This window comes from Pseudomonas sp. LP_7_YM (assembly GCF_004364435.1).
GTDB lineage: Bacteria > Pseudomonadota > Gammaproteobacteria > Pseudomonadales > Pseudomonadaceae > Aquipseudomonas.
The window spans coordinates 536,153-560,776 of sequence record NZ_SOCT01000002.1; the positions used below are offsets into that span (position 1 = coordinate 536,153).

Genomic DNA, 24,624 nt, shown 5'->3' on the forward strand with positions numbered 1-24,624 from the left:
GTGAAAACCCACGTGTTCTGTTTTTTCTGCTATCGCGACCTTTTACCGCAGCCTGGCGGTGGCACCGTGCTTTGTTTGAGGAGGCCTGATTCAAGCCCTTAACCAGTTCCCTATGCCCGAAATACCAGGCTGCCGCAGACCTGTCGGAACGGATGATGGGGATCCGACACAGCGCGGCGGGCGGAAAGTCTGGGTTTTAGAGCCGGGGGGATCTGGAAACAGGCGCCAGTGTCACGGTCGTTTGTGACCAGATGATGTCTAAGTGTTGGCGTGGGGATGACGGGTGTGTCAATCAAAGTCTCGGGCTAGAGCCCTCGCAGCACACAGGCTATGTCAAATCGTTGCTGATGGGCGATACTCGCCACGCTTGCGGTATCGGAAGGGGATGGTGATGTCGTTACATCGTTTGGATAGTCTGTCGGCGCTGGCGCCGGCTGAGTGGGACGCGCTGATACCCGGCGACTCGCCTTTTCTGCGTCATGCATTCCTCAGTTCGCTGGAGGACAGCGGCAGTCTCGGGCCACATTCCGGCTGGCGCGCCGAGCATCTGCTGCACTATGAGGGCGACACGCTCATCGCCGCGCTGCCGAGCTATCGCAAGTGGCATTCCTACGGCGAGTACGTATTCGACCACGGCTGGGCCGATGCCTGCCGCCGCGCCGGGATCGACTACTACCCCAAGCTGTTGGTGGCGGTGCCGTTCAGTCCGGTGAGCGGGCCGCGTCTGCTGGCCAAAACGCCCCAAGACGGCCAGGCGCTGATTGCCTGCCTGCCCGGTTATGCCGAGACCGAGCAGCTGTCCAGCGTCCACGTCAATTTCACCGACTCTGCCACCGATGCTTTGTTGGCCGAACAACCGGGCTGGCTGCAACGCATCGGCTGTCAATACCACTGGCAGAATCGCGGCTATCGCGACTTTCAGGATTTTCTTGACGCCCTGAGTTCACGCAAGCGCAAGCAGATGCGCAAGGAGCGTGAGCAGGTGGCGGCGCAGGGTTTCGAGTTCCAATGGCTGGAAGGTCATGCGCTCAGCGAGGCGCATTGGGATTTTGTCTACGCCTGCTATTCCAATACCTATGAAGTTCGTGGCCAGACGCCGTACCTGACGCGCGAGTTCTTCAGCCTGCTGGCAGAGCGCATGCCCGAAGCCATTCGCGTGGCTATGGCCCGACAGGGTGGCCGGCCGGTGGCGATGGCGTTCAGTCTGATCGGGGGTGACAGTTTCTATGGCCGTTATTGGGGGTGTCTGGCCGAGTTTAATCGGCTGCATTTCGAAACCTGTTTTTATCAGGGCATGGATTACGCCATCGCCCACGGCTTCAAGCGCTTCGATGCGGGCGCCCAAGGTGAGCACAAGCTGATCCGGGGGTTCGAACCGGTCATCACCCACTCATGGCACTACCTGGCCCACCCCGGATTGCGCGAGGCAGTGGCAGATTTTCTTGAGCAGGAGAGGGCGGGGATTCTGGCCTACGCCGAAGAAGCGCGCGGCGCGTTGCCGTATCGGCAGAGCAATGACTGACGACCCTCACCTTTACGCAAATCACTGTGGGGTGCGCTTGCCACGAAGAGGTCAATGCATCCGCTCATCTCCAGCGGTTGAAATTTGGCCTTCGTGAGCAAGCTCACTCCACAGGTATTGCGTGAATCAACGATATCCGTTGAGGTCAGTCAGCGCTCCTACAAGGATTGCGGCGCAAGCGGATACTCTTCTGCCCCGACAAACCCCCCTGTCTGATGCGCCCATAGCCGCGCGTACAGGCCCTTATGGGCCAGCAACTCGGCATGGGTACCGCTCTCCGCGATGCGACCGTCCTCCAGTACCACCAGGCGGTCCATCCGCGCGATGGTCGAGAGGCGGTGGGCAATGGCGATCACCGTCTTGCCTTGCATCAGCGTTTCCAGGCTTTCCTGAATGGCCGCTTCCACTTCCGAGTCCAGCGCTGAAGTGGCTTCGTCCATGATCAGGATCGGCGCGTCCTTGAGCAGTACACGGGTAATTGCGATTCGCTGACGCTGACCGCCAGACAGTTTCACGCCGCGCTCGCCCACGTGAGCGTCCAGCCCTGTCCGGCCTTCCGAATCCGACAGCTGCGGGATGAACCCGTCGGCCCGTGCCTTGCGCATGGCTTCCCATAGTTCGGCATCGGTGGCGTCCGGCTTGCCATACAGCAGGTTGTCGCGAATCGAGCGGTGCAGCAGCGATGTGTCCTGGGTGATCATGCCGATGTGCGAGCGCAGGCTTTCCTGTGCGACGAGGGCGATATCCTGATCGTCGATCGTGATGCGCCCGCCCTGCACGTCATACAGACGCAGCAGCAGGTTCACCAGCGTCGATTTACCTGCACCGGACGGCCCGATCAGGCCGATCTTCTCCCCCGGTTTGATGTCCAGGTTCAGGCCATGAATCACGCCTTTGCCCTGGCCGTACTGGAATTGCAGGTTCTCGAATTTCACCTCGCCCTTGCTCACGGCCAGCTTCGGCGCAGCTTCACGGTCCGTAATGCCGACTGGCTGGGAAATGCTCTGCAGACCGTCTTGCACCATGCCGATGTTTTCGAAGATGCCGTTGACTACCCACATGATCCAGCCGGACATGTTGACGATACGAATGGCCAAGCCTGTCGCCAGGGCAATGGCGCCCACCGAGATCAGCGACTGCGTCCACAGCCACAGCGCAAGGCCGGTGGTCCAGACGATCAGAATCCCGTTGAGGGTGGTGATCACCGTGTCCATTTCAGTGATCACACGACCGGCGAGTTGGGTTTTTTCGGTCTGCTCGCTGATCGCTTCGCGGGCGTACTGCTGTTCTGAGTTGGTGTGGGCAAACAGCTTCAGGGTCGTGATGTTGGTATAGCCATCGACGATGCGCCCCATCAGCTTGGAACGCGCATCTGATGACACCACCGAGCGCGCCTTGACCCGTGGCACGAAGTACCAGAGTGCGAGGACGAACGCGACGATCCAGCTGATTAGCGGAATCATCAGGCGCCAGTCAGCTTCGGCAAACAGCACCAGGGCGCTGATCGAATAGATCAACACATGCCACAGGGCGTCCACCGATTGCACGGCCGAGTCGCGCAGCGCGTTGCCGGTCTGCACGATGCGCTGGGCGATGCGTCCGGCGAAGTCGTTCTGGAAGAAATTCACGCTCTGCTTGAGTACGTAGCTGTGATTCTGCCAGTTGATCATGCTGGTCATGCCGGGGCTGATGGTCTGATGCACCAGCAGATCATGCAGGCCGACGAAAATCGGCCGCAGGATCAGGGCCACGACCACCATCCAGGTCAGCTCGAAGGCATGCTCTTTGAAGAAATTGACGTTCGGCGTGCCCTGCGCCAGGTCAATGATGCGGCTTAGGTAATTGAACAGCGAGACTTCGATCAACGCCCCGATCAGGCCGACCACCAGCAGCGCCAGGAAACTCGGCCAGACCTGCCTGAGGTAATACACGTAGAAGGCCATGACCTGGTTGGGGGGCGCGGCGGTAGGCGCGTCGCGGAAGATATCGATCAGCTTTTCGAAACGGCGATAGAGCATTGGCAATGACGCCCACGCTTGAGCGGGCTCTCCTTTGTGCAGGACTTTGTTTCAGGACTTTCGGTGCATCCCCGGATCAGACCACATGTACACCCGATTGCTCACGCTGTTTCGGGCGTCCTGCCATTCAGACATGCAAAAGCCGGGCATATGCCCGGCTTTTTATGGACATAACGAGCTTAGTCCACGCGTTTGGCCGATTTGATCAGAATCGGGTCCACTGGCACGTTTTGCATCCCGTTCTTGGTACCCGTCCGGGAGTTGACGATGGTGTCGACCACATCCATGCCCTTGACCACCTTTCCGAATACCGCGTACCCGAAGTCACGACCGCCATGGTCGAGCATCTCGTTGTCCACGACGTTGATGAAGAACTGGCTGGTGGCCGAATTCACATCGGAAGTACGCGCCATGGCGACCGTCCCGCGCACGTTGTGCAGGCCGTTGTCCGCTTCGTTCTTGATCGGATCGTTGGTCGGCTTCTGCATCATCTGTGCCGTGAACCCGCCGCCCTGAACCATGAAGCCCGGGATCACGCGGTGGAAAATGGTGTTGCTGTAGAAATTACTGTCCACGTACTTGAGAAAGTTGGCGGTGCTGACCGGCGCTTTGTCCTGGTTCAGTTCGATTTCGATCTGGCCAAGACTGGTGTCCAGCAGGATGTGAGGCGCAGGAGCAGCCATCAGGTTGGAAGCGAATAACAGCGCGGCGGCAGAGAGAGCGATTTTTTTCAGCATGAGGGCGGAGTCCTGAAAAGAGATTTTCGACTGCAAAAAACAGGCGACAAGGGAAGCACGTTTGCAGGCTATTTGACAGTCCGTACGATGCAGATACGTCCGTTGGACTGACCTGCGACGAGTCAACCCGCTCCCGCAGGCGCTGCATTCGTGTGATCAGACCGCCATCTGCGGTGCCGCAAAAGGCACGTCCAGCGGCGCGGTGTCGAAACGCTGGATCAACTCGATGAGAATCTGCGTTGCAGGCCCCAGTGGTTTGTCCTTGCTGGCATAAAGATAGAACGTGGGGTTGCGACTGCCGCCCTTGTCCAGAGGCAACACCTTGAGCACGCCTTCCTTGAGTTCGCGCTCGATCAGGTGTCGAGGCAGCCAGGCAAAACCCAGCCCGCTGCTGACAAAGGTTGCGGCAGTCGCCAGACTGCCTACTGTCCAGCGTTGTTCGGCCCCCAGCCAACCGACATCGCGAGGCTGGTTGCGGCCCGAGTCGCGAATGACCACTTGCAACTGGCTTTCCAGATCCTGAAAGGTCAGCGCCCGCTGCATCTGGTGCAAAGCATGCTCGGGATGCGCAACGGCAATGAACTCCACCTTGCTCATTTCGGTGCCCAGGTAACCGGGAATATTGAAGCCGCTGATGGCCAGGTCCGCTACGCCGCCGAGCAGGACCTCTTCGACGCCGGACAGCACTTCTTCACGCAAGCGCACGCGGCAGCCGCGACTCTGCGGCATGAACGCCGTCAGCGCACGCACCAGACGTGCGTTGGGGTAGGCGGCGTCGACCACCAGGCGCACCTCCGCCTCCCAGCCTTGCTCCATGTGGTGCGCGAGGTCTTCCAGCTGACTGGCGTTCTTTACCAGTTGCCGTGAACGGCGCAGCAGTACCTCGCCCGCTTCGGTCAGCACCGCTTTGCGGCCGTCGATGCGCAGTAATGGCACGCCCAGCTGGTCCTGCATTCTGGCCACTGTATAGCTCACCGAAGACTGCGAGCGATGCAAGGCTTCGGCGGCCTGGGCAAAGCCGCCATGATCGACCACTGCCTGCAGGGTGCGCCATTGATCAAGGGTCACGCGGGGCGCTTTCATCGTTCGCTCCTGTTGTCCTATGCTGGCGGTCCGGCTAGAGACCGCCACATGAAAAGATTCTGTCGTGTGCTGCTGGCGGTGTTGCCCCTCAGCGCGTTGGCCTACCCCATCGATGCGGAAAGAGCCTAGTGCTCTTTTACCGAAGAAAACAGTTTATTAGATGTTTTGTAGCAGTTTGGCGTAGTTTTTAATCGATATAGCCGCGTTTCATCACCTTTTCATGAACGCCGGTGCACACCTTCGTGGACTTAATCCCCAGTTAATGCCACTGCGTGACGATGATCGCGTTCATCGAACCTCCTTTGGCACTTGAACCGCTCCTGAGTGCGCCGCCCGATAGACCCGCTTGATAGCGTCGGGTCATCGGGCTTTTTATTGGCTGACGTTCGGCATGCGCGCCGCAATCGCCGCACCAGAGGTCTCCAGCGCCGGCATCACTTGAGTCGATGTCTGATATCTACAGCCGTGGTTTTTCATCCGGGGCCCGGGCGGCTAGATTGGCCCCCACGACACCACTTACCCGTTTGATCGAATCAACGGATGTACTCATCGGAGATTGTGCTCATGAAAAGATCCATCGCATTCGGCTTCGCACTGTCGATCCTTGCAGCAGGTTCAGCGTTTGCCAGTTCTGCCAGGCATGATCAGCGCGCAGTTGCAGACGCCGCCACCGCGCTGAACGGCCAAGCGTCCAGCAAAGGCGTCGTCACACCTTTTCACAGCAAGGTGTCCGGCACGGTGATCGTTGCCGAAAACCGCAAGGAGTTCGGCTCGGGCTATCAGCGTTACTGATTACGCAAAGCTTGCACTGAACGTCAGAAGCCCGGCAAACGCCGGGCTTTCTTGTTTCACCTGACTCCAAACCCCACCCGCATATCCGAGCCGCTTGGTTGCTGATACAGGCTCAACCCAAACTCCGGCAACACGGCCAACAGGTAATCGAAAATGTCACCCTGAATCCGTTCGTAATCGGTCCAGGTGGTGGTGCGGGTAAAGCAATAGATCTCCAAGGGCACACCCTGAGCCGTGGCTTCCATTTGGCGCACCATACAGGTCATGTCCGGGTGCACGTCGGGATGGCTTTTCAGGTACGCCAGGGCATAGGCGCGAAAGGTGCCGAGATTGGTGATACGACGGCGGTTGGCCGACAATTGCGCGACGTTGCCTTGCGCTTCGTTCCAGGCTCTGAGTTCGGCTTGCTTGCGTCCCATGTAAGCGCTCAGCAGGTGCACCTGAGTGAGTTGCTGCTCTTCGGCTTCGGCAACGAAGCGCACGCCGCTGGCATCGATGAACAGACTGCGCTTGATGCGCCGACCTCCTGCCTGCTGCATCCCGCGCCAGTTCCTGAATGACTCTGACATCAGACGCCAGGTGGGGATGGAGACGATGGTCTTGTCGAAGTTCTGTACTTTGACCGTGTGCAGCGTGATGTCCACCACATCGCCGTCAGCCCCCACCTGAGGCATTTCGATCCAGTCGCCGACACGCAGCATGTCGTTGCTGGTCAGCTGCACGCTGGCGACGAAGGACAGCAGCGTGTCCTTGTAGACCAATAGAATCACAGCCGACATCGCGCCAAGTCCGGACAGCAGCAACAGCGGTGAACGGTCTATCAAAGTGGCGACAATGATGATTGCAGCGAAGATGTAGAGGATCATTTTTGCCAGTTGCACGTAGCCCTTGATCGAGCGGGTGCGGGCATGTTCGGTGCGGGCGTAGATGTCCAGCATGGCGTTGAGCAGGGCACCGACGGTGAGCATCATGAACAGAATGGTGAAGGCCAGTGCGACGTTGCCCAACACATGGGTGGCGGCCGCACTGAGGTCAGGCACCAGATTGAGCCCGAACTGGATCACCAGCGAAGGGGTGACCTGTGCCAGTCGGTGAAACACTTTGTTGTGCAGAAAATCATTGAGCCAGAACAGCGCCGGCTGTCGACCCAGGGCTTTGACGATATACAGGATGACGACACGCACCAGGCGGCCCAATGCGAGGGCCGCGACCAGCAGCATTAGCAGGCCCATGGCCGCGCGCAGCATCGGCTGGTGTTCGAGCAGCTCCCAGAGTGCCTGAGCGCGCTGCCAGAGGGGTGAGGTATCCATGAGCGAAAAATCTCTTGAAGAAAGGGGGCGCGATTAGAGCATTGTCCAGATGTTCAACGCAGCATCGGGCAAATTCGGTAACAAAATAGGCGTTTCGAGGTAAAGAAACTCGGCGAATGAGGCTTAAACCGGTAACCTATGCGACTGTTTTTTTGTATTCCGCCGAGGTAACACCCGTGTTCTCCCAATTCGCCCTGCACGAACGCCTGCTCAAAGCCGTGGCCGAACTCAATTTCGTCGAGCCTACGCCTGTGCAAACAGCAGCCATTCCGCTGGCGCTGGAAGGACGCGATCTGCGGGTGACGGCGCAAACCGGCAGTGGCAAGACAGCCGCTTTCGTACTTCCCATGCTCAATCGCCTGATGGGCCCGGCCAAGGTTCGTGTCGATATTCGTGCGGTGATTCTGTTGCCGACCCGCGAGCTGGCGCAGCAGACCCTAAAGGAAGTCGAGCGATTTTCCCAGTTCACCTTCATCAAGGCCGGCCTGATCACAGGCGGTGAGGACTTCAAGGTCCAGGCCGCCATGCTGCGCAAGGTGCCGGATATCCTCATTGGGACCCCGGGTCGTCTGCTGGAGCAACTGAACGCCGGCAACCTGGACCTCAAGCATGTCGAGTTGCTGGTACTCGACGAAGCCGACCGCATGCTGGACATGGGTTTTGCCGAAGACGTCGAACGTCTGGCCAACGAGTGCGCCAATCGTCAGCAGACCATGCTGTTCTCCGCCACCACCGGCGGCTCCGGCCTGCGCGAGATGATCGGCAAGGTGCTCAAGGACCCGCAGCACCTGCAGGTCAACAGCGTTAGCGAACTGGCCGAAGGCACGCGTCAGCAAATCATCACCGCTGACCACAACGTGCATAAAGAGCAGGTTCTGCATTGGCTGCTGGCCAACGAGACTTATCAGAAAGCCATCGTCTTCACTAATACCCGTGCCATGGCCGACCGTATTTATGGCCGTTTGGTGGCCCTGGAATACAAGACGTTCGTGCTTCACGGCGAGAAGGATCAGAAAGATCGCAAGCTGGCGATCGACCGTTTGAAGCAGGGCGGGGTAAAGATTCTGGTGGCGACCGACGTTGCGGCACGTGGTCTGGACGTCGATGGCCTGGACATGGTGATCAACTTCGACATGCCGCGTACAGGCGACGATTATGTCCACCGCATTGGCCGTACGGGGCGCGCTGGGGCCGAGGGCTTGGCGATCTCGCTGATCACCCACGGCGACTGGAACCTGATGTCGAGCGTCGAGCGCTACCTGAAACAGAAGTTCGAGCGCCGCACCATCAAGGAAGTGAAGGGCAGCTACACCGGACCGAAGAAGGTCAAGGCGTCGGGCAAGGCGGTAGGTGTGAAGAAGAAAAAGGCCGACGCCAAGGGTGACAAGAAGGGCGCTGACAAGAAGAAGACCGCTGCCAAAGGTCCGACCAAGCGCAAGACAGTGAACCGTCCGAAGGCTGACCCGCTGGTGAGCCAGGACGGAATGGCACCGCTGAAGAAGCGCGTAACGCGACCACCCGTTTCGGAGTAATCACTGCTGTTATTGAGGTCATGGGCAGCTTTCTGTGCATGACCCCTGTTTCAGTGGGCGTGTGCAAGCGCGCCATCGGCAGACTGGCGATCAGGCAGCTTGCGCACCCTGTCATGTGTCAGCGTTCTCATAAAGCTCTCTCCTTCAGATCTGCCTCCGTCAGCGTGCACGCAGATAGCAGAAGCCACTCACCCATCGGCATTCTGCGCAGCCTCATCCATTTCCTTGATCCGCTGATCGATCAACTGGCATTTGTCCGGGACGTCTCTGGCCGCGGTTTCCAGTTGCATATCCTTTATCTCCTGATTCAACTCCTTGGCCTTGGCCGGATTCTGCTGGGTCAAACTCTGCACTTGCCGGGCGAGTTGTTGCCGTTTGGCCTCAGCCACTTCGGGTGTGCAGGCCCAAACCGGCGCCGCCGCGAGCAGCGTCAGCGCGGCAGTGATGCTGATCAGCGTTTTCATGTTTGTTTGCCTATCCGTTGCGGGCTTATTGGAAAGGAGCAGGCGCCGTCGGCAAAAGTTCAGCTCGACCGCTGAGCCTGCCAGCTGAACCGCTGCGCAGGGGACCGGTCAGACCTTTCGAGTATCAGGCCTGACGACTGGACGTCGCGGGTTGCAATCCCAACTTCGCCCCCGTTTTATGGAGAGAGGAATATGTCGAAAAAATATGATTGGGACTTGATCGAGCGTCTGTTGCATGAAGTGCAAAACGGCGTGGGCAAATCGCCTGAGACACGCCAACACGCGGAAGAACAGGCTGCGGCGAAAGTGCAGAGCGGCGAGAGCGCAGGTAACGTGGACAGTTTGAAGTCGGACGCAGCAGGCCTCAAAGTGGTGTTGCTCAAGGGCGGCTTCATCGAACCCCGCCCCGAACAGGAGGGCGGTAACGGTGAGAACTTCGTGTTGACCGCGCGCGGCTCCAGCCTGCTGGCGATGATCGACAGCAGCATTCCCGGTAACGCGCCGCCGCGTCAGGTACTCGATGAGCAGGCCGATGCCCTGGACCCGAATACCTTTGACGGGGTGTCGTCCGAGGCGCAGGTTGCTCCGGGCGCCATCTGATTCAGGCGTCATATGAGTCGTGGAGCCGGTTCACTGCACAAGCCGGCTCCTTCAGTATCCGCGCTTGATGAGCGCTGAGTGTGCCCCTCAATACGCCTGCTTTGCACCCTTCAGGCAACTCAAGTCAGTAAAATCCTTGCGCACATCGGCAATTTTACCCAAGAGCTTCTGTCGCTGCTCAGGAGAACTCTGCGCCATCAAATCGCTGATCAACGAAATGGCGGCCTGCTCTGTATGGTCGTAGGCTGCGCGGTATTCCGGGGTCCAGAACGTTTCTCTGTCCTGCAGCAACTTTGCGATCCTCTGATCGAAGTCCGGCGCCTGCCGTTGCTTGACTGCACTCAATAGCAGCGACTGCCAATGTGAACGGTTGTCAATCCACAGGCGGTTTTGCTCGCCCAGTGAGGTTGACCACTGCATCACGCGCGCTCTTTGCGTCGCACTGAGCTTGCCGATCCACGGGTTCAGACGCTTTTCCATACGCTGGGCGCGATCCTTGATCTGCTGGTCCAGCGGTTGATCAACGAAATCCGACTCGTGCTTGCGCAGGTCCTTGTCGAATGCGGTTTGCATCTCCGCCACCTGCTGATCGTCCAGTTGACGTAGCAGTTCGACCGCGGACGGGGTGATTTCCCGGGAAATGGTGGCGATGGCCTGCCGGGCTTCGGCGGTGCGTGCCTTGAGTTGGGTTTCATTGACCTGACTGGTTTCCACCATGCCCTGCAAGCGGTCGAGCCAACTGAGGTAATCAGGAATCTGCGTGGTGCAGTGCCAGCTCAGATGCTCCTTGAGGCGATCGTCGAGCCAGTCTTTCTGCGCGGTATGCATATCCAGGTAATCGCTGAGCGACCACGGAATGATCAGATCAAGATGCCGATAGGTCAGACCCAACTGGCTGCAGCCCGTCAGCAGCGCCAGGCTCAACCACAGCGAGATACAGGTCCTTAATACAATGCCCATGACAGCTCCTTGCCGGTTTACTCCCAGTTATAGAGCAAGTCCGGTCAAGGCGGTTCAGCCAATCAGAAAAACGAACGCACGATCTTCAGCGTTACTGCGCTTTCGCACTGAGTATTGTGCCCGCTGTAGGCGCTGCAATCGGCACCGGTGAGGCTCGAGCCGCTGTACATCAGGTTCATGTCCATTCCCAGCCAAGGGCGCGAGATATTGAACGACCAGTCGTTGTAGGCGCTGACTACGCCTCCACCATCGATCAGGGTGGGCGCGTCGAGTTGGTGATTGCCGTATTGCATGCGCAGGTCCAGGCCTAATGGAACCAGGCCACCGAGACCGCCGAGATCGAGAAACAAGGTGCTGTCCTGCCGTCCCGCGTCTGTGCTGACGGCCGTGCCGATGCGGCTGTCGAAGATCCGAAACCCGGCGTACAGCTCATGGCTGTCGATCTGATTGGTGTTGGGGTAGCTGTAGCGGATCACGCCCAGCTCATAGCCCAGGGTCTTGTCGAACGGTTTCTTGAAGCCCAGATAGGAGTCAACCTCCAGCGTGGTATCCGGCGCGAGCCCCGCGCTGGGAGACCATTGGCCGATGTAGAATCCGCTCTCGTGGGTGAGGTCCAGCCCGCCATGGAATTTGGAATCGCCACTGCTGGGTGTCACCAGACCCTGGGCCATGGTGCGGCTTGGCGTGGTCCCGAGCTTGAGGCTGAAGTCGCCCACCTGCCGTTCGAGCACCTGGGCATTGGCAGACGGGTGCACCAGCACGGCGCTGGTCAGCAGCGCACCGGTCCAGCGTGTAAAACAGCGAGCATGAAGCATGCGTCACTCCTTTCAGATTCAGAGGAGTGGATCTAAGGTGGCATATCGCAACGACGAAAGTCTGGATAGGAACCGCGAGCTAGAGCCTCGCAAGCATACCGGCGAATGCTGCCGCGAATCGACCGCTGGTCGATCCAGGAAAGAAAAAACTGAATGCAGCGATCAGTTTTTCGGCGAAATCAGCTGATTGACGACGATCAGTGCCTGAGGGAACGAGGGGTAGCCACTCTTGGCGACATCCAGTTCACCGTATTTGGCGCGGTAGGCCCGGGCCTTTTCCTGGTCCACCGAACCCGACAGCTGCGCGAGCAGCGCGATCGCCAACGGATATTTGTCATCGGCCGATTCCTGCAACATATCGTGCACCATGGAGCCATCACCCTTCAGGCGCAGCAGCAGCACGGCCTGATAAAAGGCGGCTTCACCGGTCCGGTCATCGCGCGCGGCCCGCGTGAGCAGCGCGCTGGCCAGTTCGTAGCTCTGCTGATGACGCTCATTGATGATCCACTTGGCCTGTAACATGTCGTTCTGATAGAGCAGGTAGTCACTGCGGCAGTCGCTACCGACAGTCGAGGTGTCGCAGCCGTGTGTCGCACAACCACCCAGGCCAAGGCAAAGCAGGGCGCCGAAAAACATCCATTTGTTCATATCGGGTTTCCGCAAAGATGTCTGGTCAATCAGGGCATCGTCCGGTCTGTTGCGTGTATCAGCCAGCTCGGGACGGGCTATGTCGAGACAGTAAAGCAGAGCTTTGCACAAGCAAGCTAAATGAATCGGGGGAGCGATGGACCTGGCGCCTTGCGATCAAAGCGCCTGGATGTCGACCGCGGAGGCGGTGAAAGATTTACTTTTTACCGAGGGAGATCTGCTTCGAAGCGCCGAAGGTCTGGCCGCTCACGCCTTTGGCGATCTGCTGGATCTCGCCGCCGGATTTCAGGAAAGCTACAATTTGTGCGTTGATCGAATCGCTGGTCTCAACGGCTGGAGCTGGCTTGGCTTTCGAGTTGGATGCTTTTACGCGCATGGCTGCAATTAACCTATATAAAATTAATACGGCCGGCCATCTTATCGGAATGCGCGAACAATTGCTTGGTAATTATCGGCGCCGCACCATAGACCGATTAATCCCTGCGACGCAAAGCATTTCGCTCTGCGATCGGCTAAATGCCTGTTTTAATTGCCATGTATCGCGTCCCCAGATGCGTAAATGACGCCGTGATTACCTGCGGTATCCGTCTTTTGATCTGACCAGTGGCCGGTTAGCGTACCCGTTGAGCCAGTTGCTCTTGCCAAGGCCCTGATTTTCAAGGCTTGCGGCGCCCCTCTACAGACCTGACGCCGGGAGCGGCAACCGCAGGCCAAACTCGGGTAGAATGCCGCCCACGTAATGAGGGTATTTGGACATGGCTTTAGTCGGACGCTACAACAGTTTGCAAGTGGTGAAACACACCAACTTCGGTTTATACCTGGACGGTGCTCAGGATGGCGAAATCCTGTTGCCCAATCGTTATATCCCTAAAGATATTCCGAGCGAGGATGAAGACTGGTTAAACGTATTTATTTATCTGGACAGCGATGACAAGTTAATCGCCACCACTGAAAAACCAAAAGTTCAAGTGGGTGAGTTCGCCAGCCTGAAAGTAGCCGAGGTCAACAGCATCGGTATCTTTCTGGACTGGGGGCTGCCCAAGGATTTGTTGCTGCCGTATTCCGAAGAAAAGCACCCGCTGAAAGCCGGTGACTACTGTGTGGTGCATGTCTACCTCGACAAACACACCCGCCGCATCACGGCCACTACGCGCCTTGATCGCTATCTGGACAAGGTTCCGGCCAGCTATACCGTGGGCCAGGAGGTGGACCTGCTGGTCGCTGAAGAAACCGCGATGGGTTTCAAGGCGATCATCAATAACAAGCACTGGGGCCTGATTCACAAGAACGAAGTCTTCAAATTCCTGCGCTCCGGCAAACAGGAAAAGGGCTTCATCAAGGAAGTGCGCAGCGACGGCAACATCAGCCTGAGTCTGCAACCGGTTGGCGAGCAACTGGCCAGCAGTCTTAATGCCAAAATCCTCGACAGGTTACGCCAGAACAATGGCGTACTGCCTGTCAGCGACAAGAGCGATCCGTCGGTCATCAGTAACCTGTTCGGCGTCAGCAAGGGCAACTTCAAAAAGGCCATTGGCGCGATGTACAAGCAGGGCCAGATCGTGATCCACGCCGATCGTATCGAGCTGGTCTGACCCTGCAATGCGTCCTTATCTGGCCCTGCTCGGATGCAGGGCAGGGTAACTCAATGTAACCCCCCGAATGGCGCGAAGAGGATCACGGGTGCACGGAGTGTGTCGCTGACCCGCGACCTTTACGAGCAGAGGTTGCGCCTGGCAGGGGATTGCCTGCCAGGTTGCAGATTTACGGCTGCACAAACCCGGTGAAACTCAGATTCGCTCCATTCGGGCGCATGTCCTTGAGGTATGAATCCTTATCCGCCGACAGCTCCAGGCTAACGGTGGATTTGCGCTTGCCTTCGTTGCGAATCACCACGCCTTCCTTCTGCTCACGCAAGAATCTGGTCGTCACTTTCAAGTGAATCAGCTCATCGGTGCTTGGCGCGTGCAACAGCAGGTGCAGCCATTCGTATTGGCCGACCGCCAGCCGAGTTACCGGAAGATCGAACCACCAGATGTTGCGTTTGGGGTCCAGAACCGCGAAATGAGTGTTGTTGGTGCCTAATACGGCACCGCCCAGTTGCTCATTGCGGCGCGCGATGGCCTGCTGCTTGTCGAGTTTCATAACCTTCCTGTGGATCTCTGTTTCGTGAGCCTGAACGTGCATCTGCGGGCACAACCCGGTTCGGCTGCGCATTCTCCGGGGTTGCCGGGCAAACATAAAGGCAAAACTGGCGCAAGTGATGAAAAGCGCTGAGCCTTCTGCGAAAAACTCGGAAAAATTTTTGAAACTCTGGGGAACGGAGTCCGGTCAACCTCTATGTCGAGGTTATGACACCTGATTCCTACCGAGGAGAGACAACGATGAGCAGCACTGGCGATAAAGTCAAAGGCGTGGCCAACGAAGCAGTCGGTAACGTGAAACAAGGCGTAGGCAAAGCCACCGGCAACGACAAATTGCATGCAGAAGGCAAGGCGCAAGAAGTCAAAGGCGATGTGCAGAAGAAAGTGGGCGAAGCAAAAGACGCCGTGAAAAATGGCGTCGATAAGGCCTGACCGCCTGTGCACTCGGGGCTAACCGCCCCGGCGAGTCAAAGCGTCATCCGTAACGGCCATCCCATGATGGCCGTTATTGCGTCCGGTCCAGGATGCGTTGAAACGTTTTGGGCCTGGCAAAAGTGCTTAACTGAATGTAAAAAGCCCGACCCGTTATGCAGGGCATACGGAATTTCAAAGCATTTGCCTGCTCGTATAGGTAAATGTGCTTCAGATACGTCTACGTCGCGAAAGGAGACGCCATGATATTCCCGGATTTGCGCCGGCTACGTGTAACAACGGTGTTGGTCAGAACGGTCAAAGAGTTCCTCGACGACGAGATGTCGACGTACGCCTCTGCACTGGCTTACCAGATGCTGTTTTCGCTGTTCCCGTTCCTGCTGTTTCTCATCGCCCTGATCGGCTTTTTGCATCTGCCGGATTTCTTCAGCTGGTTGCGCCTGCAGTCTGAACTGGTGCTGCCACCGCAAGCGCTGGATCAGGTCAATCCTGTGATCGATCAGTTGCAGGAGTCCAAAGGCGGCTTGCTCTCGGTCGGTATCTTCATCGCCCTGTGGAGCGCCTCGGCAGGTGTGCGTTTGATGATGAGCGCGATGAACGCCGCTTACGATGTCGTTGAACAGCGTCCGGTGTGGAAGCGCATTCCGCTGTCGGTGCTGTACACCGTGGGCTTTGCCGGGATGTTGCTGGCGGCGGCGGCGCTGATGGTCACAGGGCCTCAGGTAATGAGCTGGCTGGCGGCGCAGATCGGCATGGAGGAATTCATCGTCACCCTGTGGACCATCCTGCGCTGGCCGTTGATCATTCTGCTGCTGATGATTTCCGTGGCGATGATGTATTACGTCATGCCGGACGTTAAGCAGGAGTTCCGTTTCATCTCGCCCGGCTCGGTGCTGGCGGTGGTGGTCTGGATCGTTGCCTCTCTGGGCTTTGCGTACTACGTGAAAACCTTCGCCAACTACGATGCGATGTACGGCAGCATTGGCGCGATCATCGTCTTGCTCCTGTATTTCTATATTTCCGCATCGGTCCTGTTGCTAGGGGCGGAAATGAATGCGGTGATCGAACACTTGTCCGAAGAGGGCAAGGAGAAAGGCGAGAAAGTCCCTGGAGACGGTGGTGAGGATGCCGATGCCGAAACCCAGGAGAAGCAGAACGACCAGTACAAGGATAAGGACAAGCAGCAGGTCTCGGGTCTGGGCCGTAATCACGATCACGATCAGGACCACGACCATGACCACGCTCACGACTATGAGCAGCCCCTGCAGCCGTTGAAAATCGACAAGCCCTGATCGCTCCTGTGGCAGGATGCGCCTTTACACGGCGCATCCGCCCCTGCCAAAGGTTCTTCCATGATTCGTGAAATTTTGAAAATGGGTGATGAGCGTTTGTTGCGCATCGCGCCGCCCGTACCCGAATCAATGTTCGGCTCCAGCGAATTGAAAACACTCATCGACGACATGTTTGAAACCATGCACAGCGTCGGTGGCGTAGGTCTGGCCGCGCCGCAGATTGGCGTCGATTTGCAACTGGTGATCTTCGGGTTCGAACGCAGCGAGCGTTACCCCGATGCCGAGGCCGTGCCGCAGACCATCCTGCTCAACCCGCTGATCACGCCGCTTGAGCCGACGCTGGAAGAGGGTTGGGAGGGCTGTCTGTCGGTGCCTGGGCTGCGTGGCGTGGTGGAGCGTCACGAGCACATCCGCTACGAAGGCTTTAATCCCGACGGCAAGCGTATCCAGCGCGTGGCTCGGGGCTTTCATGCGCGGGTGGTACAGCACGAGTGCGACCATCTGATCGGGCGGCTGTACCCGTCTCGGGTCACGGACTTCACCCGCTTTGGCTTCACCGAAGTGCTGTTTCCAGATATGGACCCAAATGCGGATGATTGAGCCAGCCAGGCTGTAGAGGCCGATTAACGGGCGCAAGCGCAGTGTCAGGCAGCTCGTTGGCGACTGACCCTTCGCTTAGAACTCGCAGCGAGCGGGCGCCTGCCGTTTGGCATTCGACTGACGCTGCGAATGGCGCTTATTTGCCCGGCTTGATGAACCGCAGCGTCATCCGGTCCGACTCGCCAATCGCCAGATACCTGGCCTTGTCCTGATCGCCTTTCACCAGCACGGGCGGTAAGGTCCAGACGCCATCGGGGTAGTCCTTGGTGTCCTTGGGGTTGGCGTTCACTTCGCTTTTACCTACCAAGGTGAACCCCGCCGTCTTTGCCAGCTCTACCACGTAATCGGTGGGCAGGTAGCCATTCTTCCGGTTGTCCCTGGCGGTGGTGCCTGGTTTGGCACGATGGTCGACCACCCCCAGCGTCCCCCCCGGTTTCAGTACGTCATAGAACGCCTTGAAGGTCGCCGCCTCGTTGCCCGCATCGACCCAGTTATGCACATTGCGGAACGTCAGAACCGTGTCGGCAGACGCAGGTTTGCCAAACACCGGCGCTTTGGGCGTGTAGGCGACAACCTCGACCTTGCCGTAATGCGCAGGGTCGGCAGCGTATTTCTGCTTGAGGCTGTCGGCGGATTTTTTCGCGTAATCGTTCACCACAGGATCGACGATTGCCGCCACGTAATGCCCCTTGTCCTTAAGCAATGGCGCGAGCAGTTCGCTGTACCAGCCGCTGCCGGGACTGATCTCGATGACGGTCTGGTCGTTTCGCACGCCAAAAAACTGCAGCGTCTGCTCAGGATGGCGATAGGGGTCGCGTGCCGCATTTTGCGGCACACGCCAGTCGCCGTTGAGCACAGTGGCGAACTGCTCTTGGGTAATGTTGGACGTGGAGGCGGTAGGCGCGGCCATGGCAACGGACGGCCCGAGCATCGCGGCGAGAGATAAAGCGCTGAGAAAGGGTTTCATGTGCATCCCGTGTCTGCGGCAGAAGGTGGTGGCGAGGCTAGCACGCGGGATTCCCGGACGATTGGCACATTTGGTTTGGTCGTTCACCTAAATGGATCTAAGCACGGACCAGTGCAAGCAGCGCTTTTGTCTGTCTGTAGCGGGTCAGGCGGGCTCTCAGTTCCTCTGGTAAATCGTCAGCCTCGATAAAACCCGCTCGCTGATAGAAGACCAGCAGATGCGGGTCGCAGAACAACCAGACGCTGCCTTCATTGGCGCCGAGCGCTGCCTCGATCAAGGCCCTGGCAATGCCCTGTCCTCGCCGATCCGGCGCTACGAACAATCCGCTCAGCCACCGACCATCAGTCACCGGCGTCATGCAAAGCGCCGCGACGATGTCCTTGTCTTTGGCTACCCACATCTGCGCCTCGCCCCTGGCACGCATGCCGGAGCGCTGGGCCTTGTAGAACTTCGCAAGCAGCGGGCGTTGAAGCGCAGGCAGAAGTTGAAACTGCATACAGGCATGACTCCTGTCATATCCAAATGTTCGTTCTAGCGTCATAACCAATCGGTCTACAAGATTTTGCGTAGTTGATCCACAACCGGGTATCAGCCATTTGCAGGAGCGGCCATGCCCAATTATCTCGACAACGCTCAGCGCGACGACATCGTTCGTCTGCGCCAGAGCTTTACGGGCCGCACGGAATGGCCGACATGGGCATTGTTGATCGGCGTGTATGTCGCCTGGCCTGCGCTGCTGCTGTTGAGCCCGCAATTGGGCGTCTGGCCGACCACCGCGTTGATGATTCCGCTGACCGTACTCTGGCTGTCGCTGCAACACGAACTGCTGCATGGCCACCCCACCCGTCGTTGCCGGGTGAACAAGGTGCTGGGCTATGCGCCGTTCGCGGTCTGGTATCCGTACACGCTCTATCGCGATACGCACTTGCAACACCACAGGGATGAAGACCTGACCGTCCCCGGACGTGATCCGGAAAGCCGTTACCTCAGTCAGTCGAACTGGCAGCGTACCGGCGCGGTGATGCGCCTGCTGCGCTGGCTCGACAAAACCCCGTCGGGACGATTGGTATTCGGCGTGCCGTTGGCGCTCGGTGGCCTGATTGTCGGTGAGGCTGCGCGGCTGCTGCGCGGCGACCGACAGGCGTGGGCAATGTGGGCCACCCATGGTTTTTTCCTGGTCCTGATGTTCCTGTTCATCGAACGCTACAGCGCTATATCGAGCCTGCATTACCTGTTGTTGATCAGCGTACCGGCGCTGGCCATCTCCATGGTGCGCTCCTATTACGAACATCGCCCTGCCGAGCATTCGCATCAGCGCACGGTGATCAACGAAGCGTCGTGGCCATGGCGCTGGCTGTTCCTCAATCTGAACCTGCATCTAGTGCATCACGACCTGCCTGGCCTGGCCTGGTATCACCTGCCCAAAGTGTATGAAGATCGCCGCGCACAGTGGCTGGAGCGCAGCGGTGGTTTTCTGGTGCCCGGATATGTTGAACTGTTTCGGCGTCACAGCTTCGCCCCAATCGACAGTCCTCAACATCCTTACGTCTAGACCCGGTATTCGCATATGGCTCAGGGTTACGCCGAATTACTGATGTATCTCGCCCCCGAACGTGTGCGTCAGGCCCAGGAGCGATGGTTGAACCGCGTGCTTGAGCTTCTTGGGACGGAGCGTCTGGATGCACAGGCAATGGAGCTCAAACAGTTGTGGCTCTCTGCGCAACTGCTGTTGACGCAAACCTGCGGCTACCCGTTGATGACGCTGTTGCGTGGGCAGGTGCAGATCGTCGGCCGCCCGGTTTACCAGTTGCCCAACAGTGGCGACGGCACCCATTGCAGCCTGATGGTGGCGCGGGCCGACGACCCCCGCCAGCAGCTTGAAGCGTTCCGGGGCAGTCATGGCTTGCTCAATTCGCAGGATTCCAATTCCGGGATGAATCTGTTCCGTCATGCGCTAGCGCCTTTGCAGCAGAATGGGCAATTCTTTGCCCAGGTATCACTGACGGGCGGGCATCGCGATAGCCTGGCGGCGATCAAGCAAAGACGAGGGGATCTGGCGGCAATTGACAGTGTGACCTTCGACTATCTGGCTCGGGATCACAATGAGGAAGTTGCTGGCATAAAGGTGATTGGTCGCACGGCAAAGGGGCCCTGTCTGCCTTACATCACGCGCACCGGCGCCGATGCCGGGGGTATTCGTCAGGCGATGAACCAGGCGCTAAAGGATTTGCCGGATGTCGCGCAGGTGCTTGCGATTGCCGAAGTGCTGCCCGCCGTTGAGGAAGATTATCAGGTGCTGCTGGATTATCAGGCTCAGGCAGAGAAACTGGGATTGGCAGAAATCGCGGGGTTGCAACGGTGACAAAAAGGATGTGGCGGACGGACTGCATTCGCCACCGTCTTAACCTCTGGAAGCGCCCACTGGGCAATTTCTTATAGTTTTAAATGATCTATAAATATCGCTTTTAAATATTTTTAATGCATAAAAACCCTTGCTAGCATGACGCCACCCAAACCCCCGGGGCAGCGCAATAATTCATGCCAAGGTAAGTTTATGTCTGGCGTCGATCCGTCCCATCGCCAATACCTCAGCGAGCTTTTCCAGCATCACTACAGGTGGTTGTGCGAGCGCTTGCGTGGTCACCTTGATGGGGCGCAAAGCGCCGAAGACATTGCCGCCGAGACTTTTCTGCAGCTGCTGGCTGCGCCCAATGTGGTGCCCATTCGCGAGCCCAGGGCGCTGTTGACGACCATTGCGCAACGTCTGGTTTACCAATGCTGGCGTCGCAGCGGCCTGGAGCGGGATTATCTGACCGGGCTGATCGACGAAGAGCACACTTACGCACCTTCTGCGGAGAGTCTGGCCGCCACCCTGCAGGCCCTGGATCGCATTGATCGACGCCTCAACCGGCTACCGCCCAAGATCAAAACCACCTTCATGCTCTCTCGCAGCGTGGGTCTGACCTACCCTGAAATCGCCCATCATCTGGGCATTTCCTCCCGCTCAGTCAGTGACTACATGGAAAAGGCCGAAACCTGTTGCCTGCGCGCTTGTCTGGAATGAAACCTGTGTTGTGCTAAACCCTAATGAGCCCGCCACTTGCGATCATCAATGACACCGACTCGAACGACAAACTACGAGAGACAACAATGACATCGATCAAACACCTGCTGGGCGGCTCGCTGCTGGCGCTGTCGGTACTGACTCAGTCTGCGTACAGCGCAGAGAAACCGGCGCCGATCCACTTTGGCGACATCACCTGGGAAAGTGGCAGCCTGATTACGGAAATCCTGCGCATTGTTGTTGAGAAGGGCTACGGTTACCCGACCGACAAGCTGCCGGGCAGCACGGTGAGCCTGGAGGCAGCGCTGGCCAAGAATGACATCCAGGTGATTGGCGAAGAGTGGGCCGGACGCAGCCCGGCGTGGGTCAAGGCCGAAGCCGAGGGTAAGGTTCATGGCTTGGGCGACATTGTCAAAGGTGCGACCGAAGGCTGGTGGGTGCCGGAATTTGTGATCAAGGGCGACCCGGAAAAAGGCATCAAGCCGTTGGCGCCGGATCTAAAGTCAGTGGCGGATCTGCCCAAATACAAAGATGTGTTCAAGGACCCTGAGTCGCCTGACAAGGGCCGCTTCCTCAACAGCCCGACCGGCTGGACTTCGGAAATCGTCAACACGCAAAAGCTCAAGGCCTACAAGCTCAACGACAGCTACGTGAACTTCCGCACCGGCTCCGGCGCGGCGCTGGACGCCGAAGTCGCTTCCTCGATCCGTCGCGGCAAGCCGGTGCTGTTCTACTACTGGTCGCCAACACCCTTACTGGGTCGCTTCAAGCTGATCAAGCTCGAAGAGCCACCGTTCAACGAGGCCGCGTGGGAAACCCTGGCCGACGCCAACAATCCCAATCCGGTCGGCTCCAGCTCGCTGGCGGCGCATTTGGCGATTGGCGTGTCTGACCCGTTCCAGAAACAGTACCCGGACCTGGTGAGCTTCTTCAAAAAGGTCGATCTGCCCATCGATGAACTGAACAAGACGTTGGGCCAGATGAGCGAAAAACGCCTGGAGCCCGAGGCCGTAGCCAAGACTTTCCTCAAGGATCATCCAGAAATCTGGACCCCGTGGGTGCCAGCTGATGTGGCAAAAAAAGTGACGGCCGGGCTGTAACCTGATTTCAAACGTTGTAGTAAACCTGTGGGAGCAAATTCATTCGCGAGGATCCCGTACAGTCGACATCGGTACGTCGTCTGAAAGATTTTTCGCGAATGAATTCGCTCCCACAGGATTTCGGTTGTGCCCCTGATTGACACACGGCTTGAACGCGACGCGTGTAATCGGCCTGCTCAGTCCAAGACATTTCCTCCTCAATCTCGCCCTGATTCTGCGGTCCGAACGATGAGCGCAGGGCTGGCGTTATTTGGCGCAAGCTTGGCCGACTGGCAAATCGTTGCCCGGCTGCTAGCGTCACCTGCAATCGTGAGTTGATCACATATCTAGAAGTCGCCAGGGAGAGGACATGAGATTGAGCAGATCGACCGGGTTGAGGCGCGTGAATACAATGGCCGGCTTGTGCCTGGGGCTGTTGGGCGCAGTGCAGGGGCTGGCGTTGGCGAGTGACGACAAACCCACACCAGTATCCCCCTCTTCAGTACCCTCCAGTGCACTGACGTATGTTCAAGACCGGCATCTGGGCGAGAGTCTGGGCTGGTTGGGGTATCAGGTGGCGTCGCGCACCGTGACCTTTACCATCCTCGTCGAAACGGTGGGGCGCACCAAGGCTCAGGAAATCGTCCAGAACGAATTGCAATATCTACAGCCCCACTACCAGCAGGCGTGGGATCGCAATCTTGCCGCCGCCTACGCTGCGTCCTTCTCCGAGGAAGAACTGAACGCGCTCGACGTTGGTGATCCACCCCCGGAGGTTGCCGGTAAATTGCGCGCCAAACAGCGTGAGGTCGGCAGGGACATGAAGGGCCGCTCCAGCGAGCTGCTCAAGGTGTATGTGTCGACCGCGCTGGACAACGCGCTGAAAAAAGCCAAGCCTTGAGCTTTCCGGCCCTGATAAGGAAGGGTCGGTAACTTTTTGGATTTAAACGGGGAACGGAAAACCATGGACTCATTCATGCAAGCGGCCATCGACGAGGCGCAAAAGGGGCTGGAGGAGGGCGGCATTCCGATTGGTTCGGTAATCGTCCACGATGGCAAAATCATTGGCCGTGGTCACAACCGTCGGGTTCAGGAGAGCAGCGCGATCAAGCATGGCGAGATGGACGCTTTCGAAAACGCCGGTCGTCAGCCGGCCCGGGTCTATCGCGAGGCCACCCTCTACACCACGCTTTCCCCGTGTGCGATGTGCAGCGGAGCGATTCTGCTGTATGGCATTGGCAAGGTGATCGTGGGCGAGAACCAAACGTTCATGGGCGAAGAGGAGCTGCTGCGCTCGCGGGGCGTGCAGGTCGATGTCATACAAGACGCGACCTGCGTCGGCCTGATGAAGCAATTCATCGCCGTCAAGCCTGAGCTGTGGAACGAGGACATCGGGGAGTGACTTTTCTCATCCGTCAGCGCTGACAACTCTCCGGTGTGCCGAACAACGCTGCCCACAGTGCTGCTCAGCTATCCGAGAACCCTCCTCTGGATGCGCACTCGGCGCAGCACGTTAACCCTGGATATGCGCCTGGCCAAACAACTGAACTTGCTTGAGCTGACCTTCCTGCTCGATGAGGCGCACGGGGGCCGTGCCTCCCGGCATCACCACCTCGACCGTGCCAGCATCGACCCAGCCGCTGAGCCAGGCGGCGGAAGCGACAGCGCTGGCGCTGGTCCCGGAGGACGCGGTCGGCCCTTCACCGCGTTCGAACACGCGGGCCATGATTCTGTTTGGGGCCACCCGCGCCGCCCATTGCAGGTTGATGCCAGCTGGGCAGGGGTCACCTTCACCCAACTCGCCAAAGGCAAAGGCGATCCGGGTCAGGGCCTCGTTGAGTGTGGCTTCGTGCAGCTGCTCGAAACCTGGCAGCGAGGCTTCATCGGCCACCAGCGTCACGCAATGCGGGTTGCCGACCCGAACGAACACGCTGGTCTGCCAGTCGGGATGCAGCTCGGCCAGGCGCGCGAGCCGATTGACCGGGACATCGTTGATCACGGCATCGCCCACGCTTTTGCCCTTGGCACCCACCGCCGCAGCGCCAAAGCCCGGTGTGCCGATGTCCAGCCAAAACCCTGAAACGCCATCGATCAATGCCGGGGCCACTGCGGTGGGTGAGGGGCTGGCCGAGTCGTCATGATCGTGATGCACGTTCAGGAGGAAGCCTTCTTCCTTCGGCGTACGACCGGCATCGGCCAGCGACTGCGAGAAAATCGTCAGCCCGTTGCCACTGCGTTCGGCCAGCGTGCTGTCGGTGTTGACGATCAGGACATCGAACGGAGCAGCGTCCTGGAACGGGCCGACCAGCAGGCCATCCGAGCGATGCGACTTGCTGTGCGCTGGACGACCGCCCTTGGGCCATTCGCACAGCGCCGCGACCGCTTGAGGCGCCCAGCTGCGACGAGCAAGCGCCGCATCGGCAGCCGACATGGGCACATTCACGCCCAATGAACGCAGCGCCTGGGGAGAAGTCACGGCGTAGATATTGCCGCGTGCGTCGTAGAAAGCAGCCATGGCAGGTCCGGAGTGGGCGGTAAAGACCGGCATTAGATCATGGCTCGCTGTGC

Annotated in this window: 27 protein-coding genes; 14 read left to right on the forward strand and 13 right to left on the reverse strand. The window is 58.5% G+C overall.

What is annotated here, in order from left to right; all coding sequences use genetic code 11:
• Positions 1-391 precede the first annotated feature (391 nt).
• Entirely contained in the window at positions 392-1,522 is a 1,131-nt protein-coding gene (locus EC915_RS07495; protein WP_133749897.1) for a GNAT family N-acetyltransferase, read from the forward strand.
• A 158-nt stretch (positions 1,523-1,680) separates the two neighbouring features.
• Here EC915_RS07495 and EC915_RS07500 read toward each other — a convergent pair whose 3' ends face one another.
• The 3 genes from EC915_RS07500 to EC915_RS07510 all read right to left on the reverse strand — a co-directional run bounded on the left by EC915_RS07500 (position 1,681) and on the right by EC915_RS07510 (position 5,360).
• On the reverse strand, positions 1,681-3,540 hold the full coding sequence (locus tag EC915_RS07500) for an ABC transporter ATP-binding protein (RefSeq protein ID WP_133749898.1): 1,860 nt from the start codon (positions 3,538-3,540) through the stop codon (positions 1,681-1,683).
• 179 nt (positions 3,541-3,719) lie between these two features.
• Entirely contained in the window at positions 3,720-4,277 is a 558-nt protein-coding gene (locus EC915_RS07505) for a peptidylprolyl isomerase (protein ID WP_133749899.1), read from the reverse strand.
• A 156-nt stretch (positions 4,278-4,433) separates the two neighbouring features.
• Complete coding sequence (locus EC915_RS07510; RefSeq protein ID WP_133749900.1) at positions 4,434-5,360, reverse strand: LysR family transcriptional regulator; 927 nt, start codon at positions 5,358-5,360, stop codon at positions 4,434-4,436.
• Between the two features lie 564 nt (positions 5,361-5,924).
• On the opposite strand from EC915_RS07510, the gene EC915_RS07515 reads away from it, so the two are divergent.
• Complete coding sequence (locus EC915_RS07515; protein ID WP_133749901.1) at positions 5,925-6,152, forward strand: hypothetical protein; 228 nt, start codon at positions 5,925-5,927, stop codon at positions 6,150-6,152.
• A gap of 56 nt (positions 6,153-6,208) precedes the next feature.
• Here the strand turns inward: EC915_RS07515 and EC915_RS07520 are convergent, their stop codons facing one another.
• Positions 6,209-7,462: a mechanosensitive ion channel family protein gene (locus EC915_RS07520; RefSeq protein ID WP_133749902.1), complete on the reverse strand. Its 1,254-nt coding sequence runs from the start codon at positions 7,460-7,462 to the stop codon at positions 6,209-6,211.
• 176 nt (positions 7,463-7,638) lie between these two features.
• Here EC915_RS07520 and EC915_RS07525 point away from each other — a divergent pair, with 176 nt between their 5' ends.
• Positions 7,639-8,994, forward strand: a complete 1,356-nt coding sequence (locus tag EC915_RS07525; protein ID WP_133749903.1) for a DEAD/DEAH box helicase — start codon at positions 7,639-7,641, stop codon at positions 8,992-8,994.
• A gap of 188 nt (positions 8,995-9,182) precedes the next feature.
• Here EC915_RS07525 and EC915_RS07530 read toward each other — a convergent pair whose 3' ends face one another.
• Positions 9,183-9,458: a hypothetical protein gene (locus EC915_RS07530; protein WP_133749904.1), complete on the reverse strand. Its 276-nt coding sequence runs from the start codon at positions 9,456-9,458 to the stop codon at positions 9,183-9,185.
• Between the two features lie 192 nt (positions 9,459-9,650).
• Here EC915_RS07530 and EC915_RS07535 point away from each other — a divergent pair, with 192 nt between their 5' ends.
• A complete protein-coding gene (locus tag EC915_RS07535) occupies positions 9,651-10,058 on the forward strand; it encodes a transcriptional regulator (protein ID WP_133749905.1) in 408 nt (135 codons plus the stop codon).
• Between the two features lie 87 nt (positions 10,059-10,145).
• On the opposite strand, the gene EC915_RS07540 is transcribed toward EC915_RS07535, so the two are convergent.
• From EC915_RS07540 to EC915_RS07555, 4 genes are all read right to left on the reverse strand, one after another.
• Entirely contained in the window at positions 10,146-11,018 is an 873-nt protein-coding gene (locus tag EC915_RS07540) for a DUF6279 family lipoprotein (RefSeq protein WP_133749906.1), read from the reverse strand.
• Between the two features lie 62 nt (positions 11,019-11,080).
• A complete protein-coding gene (locus EC915_RS07545) occupies positions 11,081-11,833 on the reverse strand; it encodes a TorF family putative porin (protein WP_133749907.1) in 753 nt (250 codons plus the stop codon).
• 162 nt (positions 11,834-11,995) lie between these two features.
• The gene (locus EC915_RS07550; RefSeq protein WP_133749908.1) at positions 11,996-12,481 is read right to left on the reverse strand and encodes a hypothetical protein; all 486 of its coding nucleotides are present in this window, start codon (positions 12,479-12,481) and stop codon (positions 11,996-11,998) included.
• 196 nt (positions 12,482-12,677) lie between these two features.
• Positions 12,678-12,857, reverse strand: coding sequence for a hypothetical protein (locus tag EC915_RS07555; protein WP_133749909.1), 180 nt, complete (start codon positions 12,855-12,857; stop codon positions 12,678-12,680).
• A 379-nt stretch (positions 12,858-13,236) separates the two neighbouring features.
• Between EC915_RS07555 and EC915_RS07560 the strand changes: the two genes are divergently transcribed.
• Positions 13,237-14,073: a S1 RNA-binding domain-containing protein gene (locus tag EC915_RS07560; RefSeq protein ID WP_133749910.1), complete on the forward strand. Its 837-nt coding sequence runs from the start codon at positions 13,237-13,239 to the stop codon at positions 14,071-14,073.
• Between the two features lie 169 nt (positions 14,074-14,242).
• Here the strand turns inward: EC915_RS07560 and EC915_RS07565 are convergent, their stop codons facing one another.
• On the reverse strand, positions 14,243-14,623 hold the full coding sequence (locus tag EC915_RS07565) for a hypothetical protein (RefSeq protein WP_133749911.1): 381 nt from the start codon (positions 14,621-14,623) through the stop codon (positions 14,243-14,245).
• 239 nt (positions 14,624-14,862) lie between these two features.
• On the opposite strand from EC915_RS07565, the gene EC915_RS07570 reads away from it, so the two are divergent.
• The 3 genes from EC915_RS07570 (at position 14,863) to def (ending at position 16,946) form a co-directional block, all read left to right on the forward strand.
• Positions 14,863-15,054, forward strand: a complete 192-nt coding sequence (locus EC915_RS07570) for a CsbD family protein (RefSeq protein WP_133749912.1) — start codon at positions 14,863-14,865, stop codon at positions 15,052-15,054.
• 242 nt (positions 15,055-15,296) lie between these two features.
• Positions 15,297-16,346 carry a YihY/virulence factor BrkB family protein gene (locus EC915_RS07575; RefSeq protein WP_133749913.1) on the forward strand — a complete coding sequence of 350 codons (1,050 nt, stop codon included), beginning with the start codon at positions 15,297-15,299 and terminating at the stop codon, positions 16,344-16,346.
• Positions 16,347-16,406: 60 nt separating this feature from the next.
• A complete protein-coding gene (def, locus tag EC915_RS07580; RefSeq protein WP_133749914.1) occupies positions 16,407-16,946 on the forward strand; it encodes a peptide deformylase in 540 nt (179 codons plus the stop codon).
• Positions 16,947-17,082: 136 nt separating this feature from the next.
• On the opposite strand, the gene EC915_RS07585 is transcribed toward def, so the two are convergent.
• Positions 17,083-17,913, reverse strand: coding sequence for a class I SAM-dependent methyltransferase (locus EC915_RS07585; protein ID WP_133749915.1), 831 nt, complete (start codon positions 17,911-17,913; stop codon positions 17,083-17,085).
• A 97-nt stretch (positions 17,914-18,010) separates the two neighbouring features.
• Positions 18,011-18,409 (reverse strand): GNAT family N-acetyltransferase, encoded by a 399-nt coding sequence (locus EC915_RS07590; protein ID WP_256658675.1) that lies wholly within the window; start codon positions 18,407-18,409, stop codon positions 18,011-18,013.
• 114 nt (positions 18,410-18,523) lie between these two features.
• Here EC915_RS07590 and EC915_RS07595 point away from each other — a divergent pair, with 114 nt between their 5' ends.
• The 6 genes from EC915_RS07595 (at position 18,524) to EC915_RS07620 (ending at position 23,458) form a co-directional block, all read left to right on the forward strand.
• The gene (locus tag EC915_RS07595) at positions 18,524-19,465 is read left to right on the forward strand and encodes a fatty acid desaturase (RefSeq protein WP_133749917.1); all 942 of its coding nucleotides are present in this window, start codon (positions 18,524-18,526) and stop codon (positions 19,463-19,465) included.
• 15 nt (positions 19,466-19,480) lie between these two features.
• Positions 19,481-20,275 carry a phosphate/phosphite/phosphonate ABC transporter substrate-binding protein gene (locus EC915_RS07600; protein WP_133749918.1) on the forward strand — a complete coding sequence of 265 codons (795 nt, stop codon included), beginning with the start codon at positions 19,481-19,483 and terminating at the stop codon, positions 20,273-20,275.
• A 192-nt stretch (positions 20,276-20,467) separates the two neighbouring features.
• Entirely contained in the window at positions 20,468-20,977 is a 510-nt protein-coding gene (locus EC915_RS07605; protein ID WP_133749919.1) for a sigma factor-like helix-turn-helix DNA-binding protein, read from the forward strand.
• A gap of 86 nt (positions 20,978-21,063) precedes the next feature.
• Complete coding sequence (locus tag EC915_RS07610) at positions 21,064-22,077, forward strand: ABC transporter substrate-binding protein (RefSeq protein WP_133749920.1); 1,014 nt, start codon at positions 21,064-21,066, stop codon at positions 22,075-22,077.
• A 391-nt stretch (positions 22,078-22,468) separates the two neighbouring features.
• Positions 22,469-22,957 (forward strand): hypothetical protein, encoded by a 489-nt coding sequence (locus EC915_RS07615; RefSeq protein ID WP_256658684.1) that lies wholly within the window; start codon positions 22,469-22,471, stop codon positions 22,955-22,957.
• A 63-nt stretch (positions 22,958-23,020) separates the two neighbouring features.
• Positions 23,021-23,458, forward strand: coding sequence for a nucleoside deaminase (locus tag EC915_RS07620; RefSeq protein WP_133749922.1), 438 nt, complete (start codon positions 23,021-23,023; stop codon positions 23,456-23,458).
• 111 nt (positions 23,459-23,569) lie between these two features.
• Here EC915_RS07620 and EC915_RS07625 read toward each other — a convergent pair whose 3' ends face one another.
• Positions 23,570-24,571, reverse strand: coding sequence for a diaminopimelate epimerase (locus tag EC915_RS07625; protein WP_133749923.1), 1,002 nt, complete (start codon positions 24,569-24,571; stop codon positions 23,570-23,572).
• Positions 24,572-24,624 lie beyond the last annotated feature (53 nt).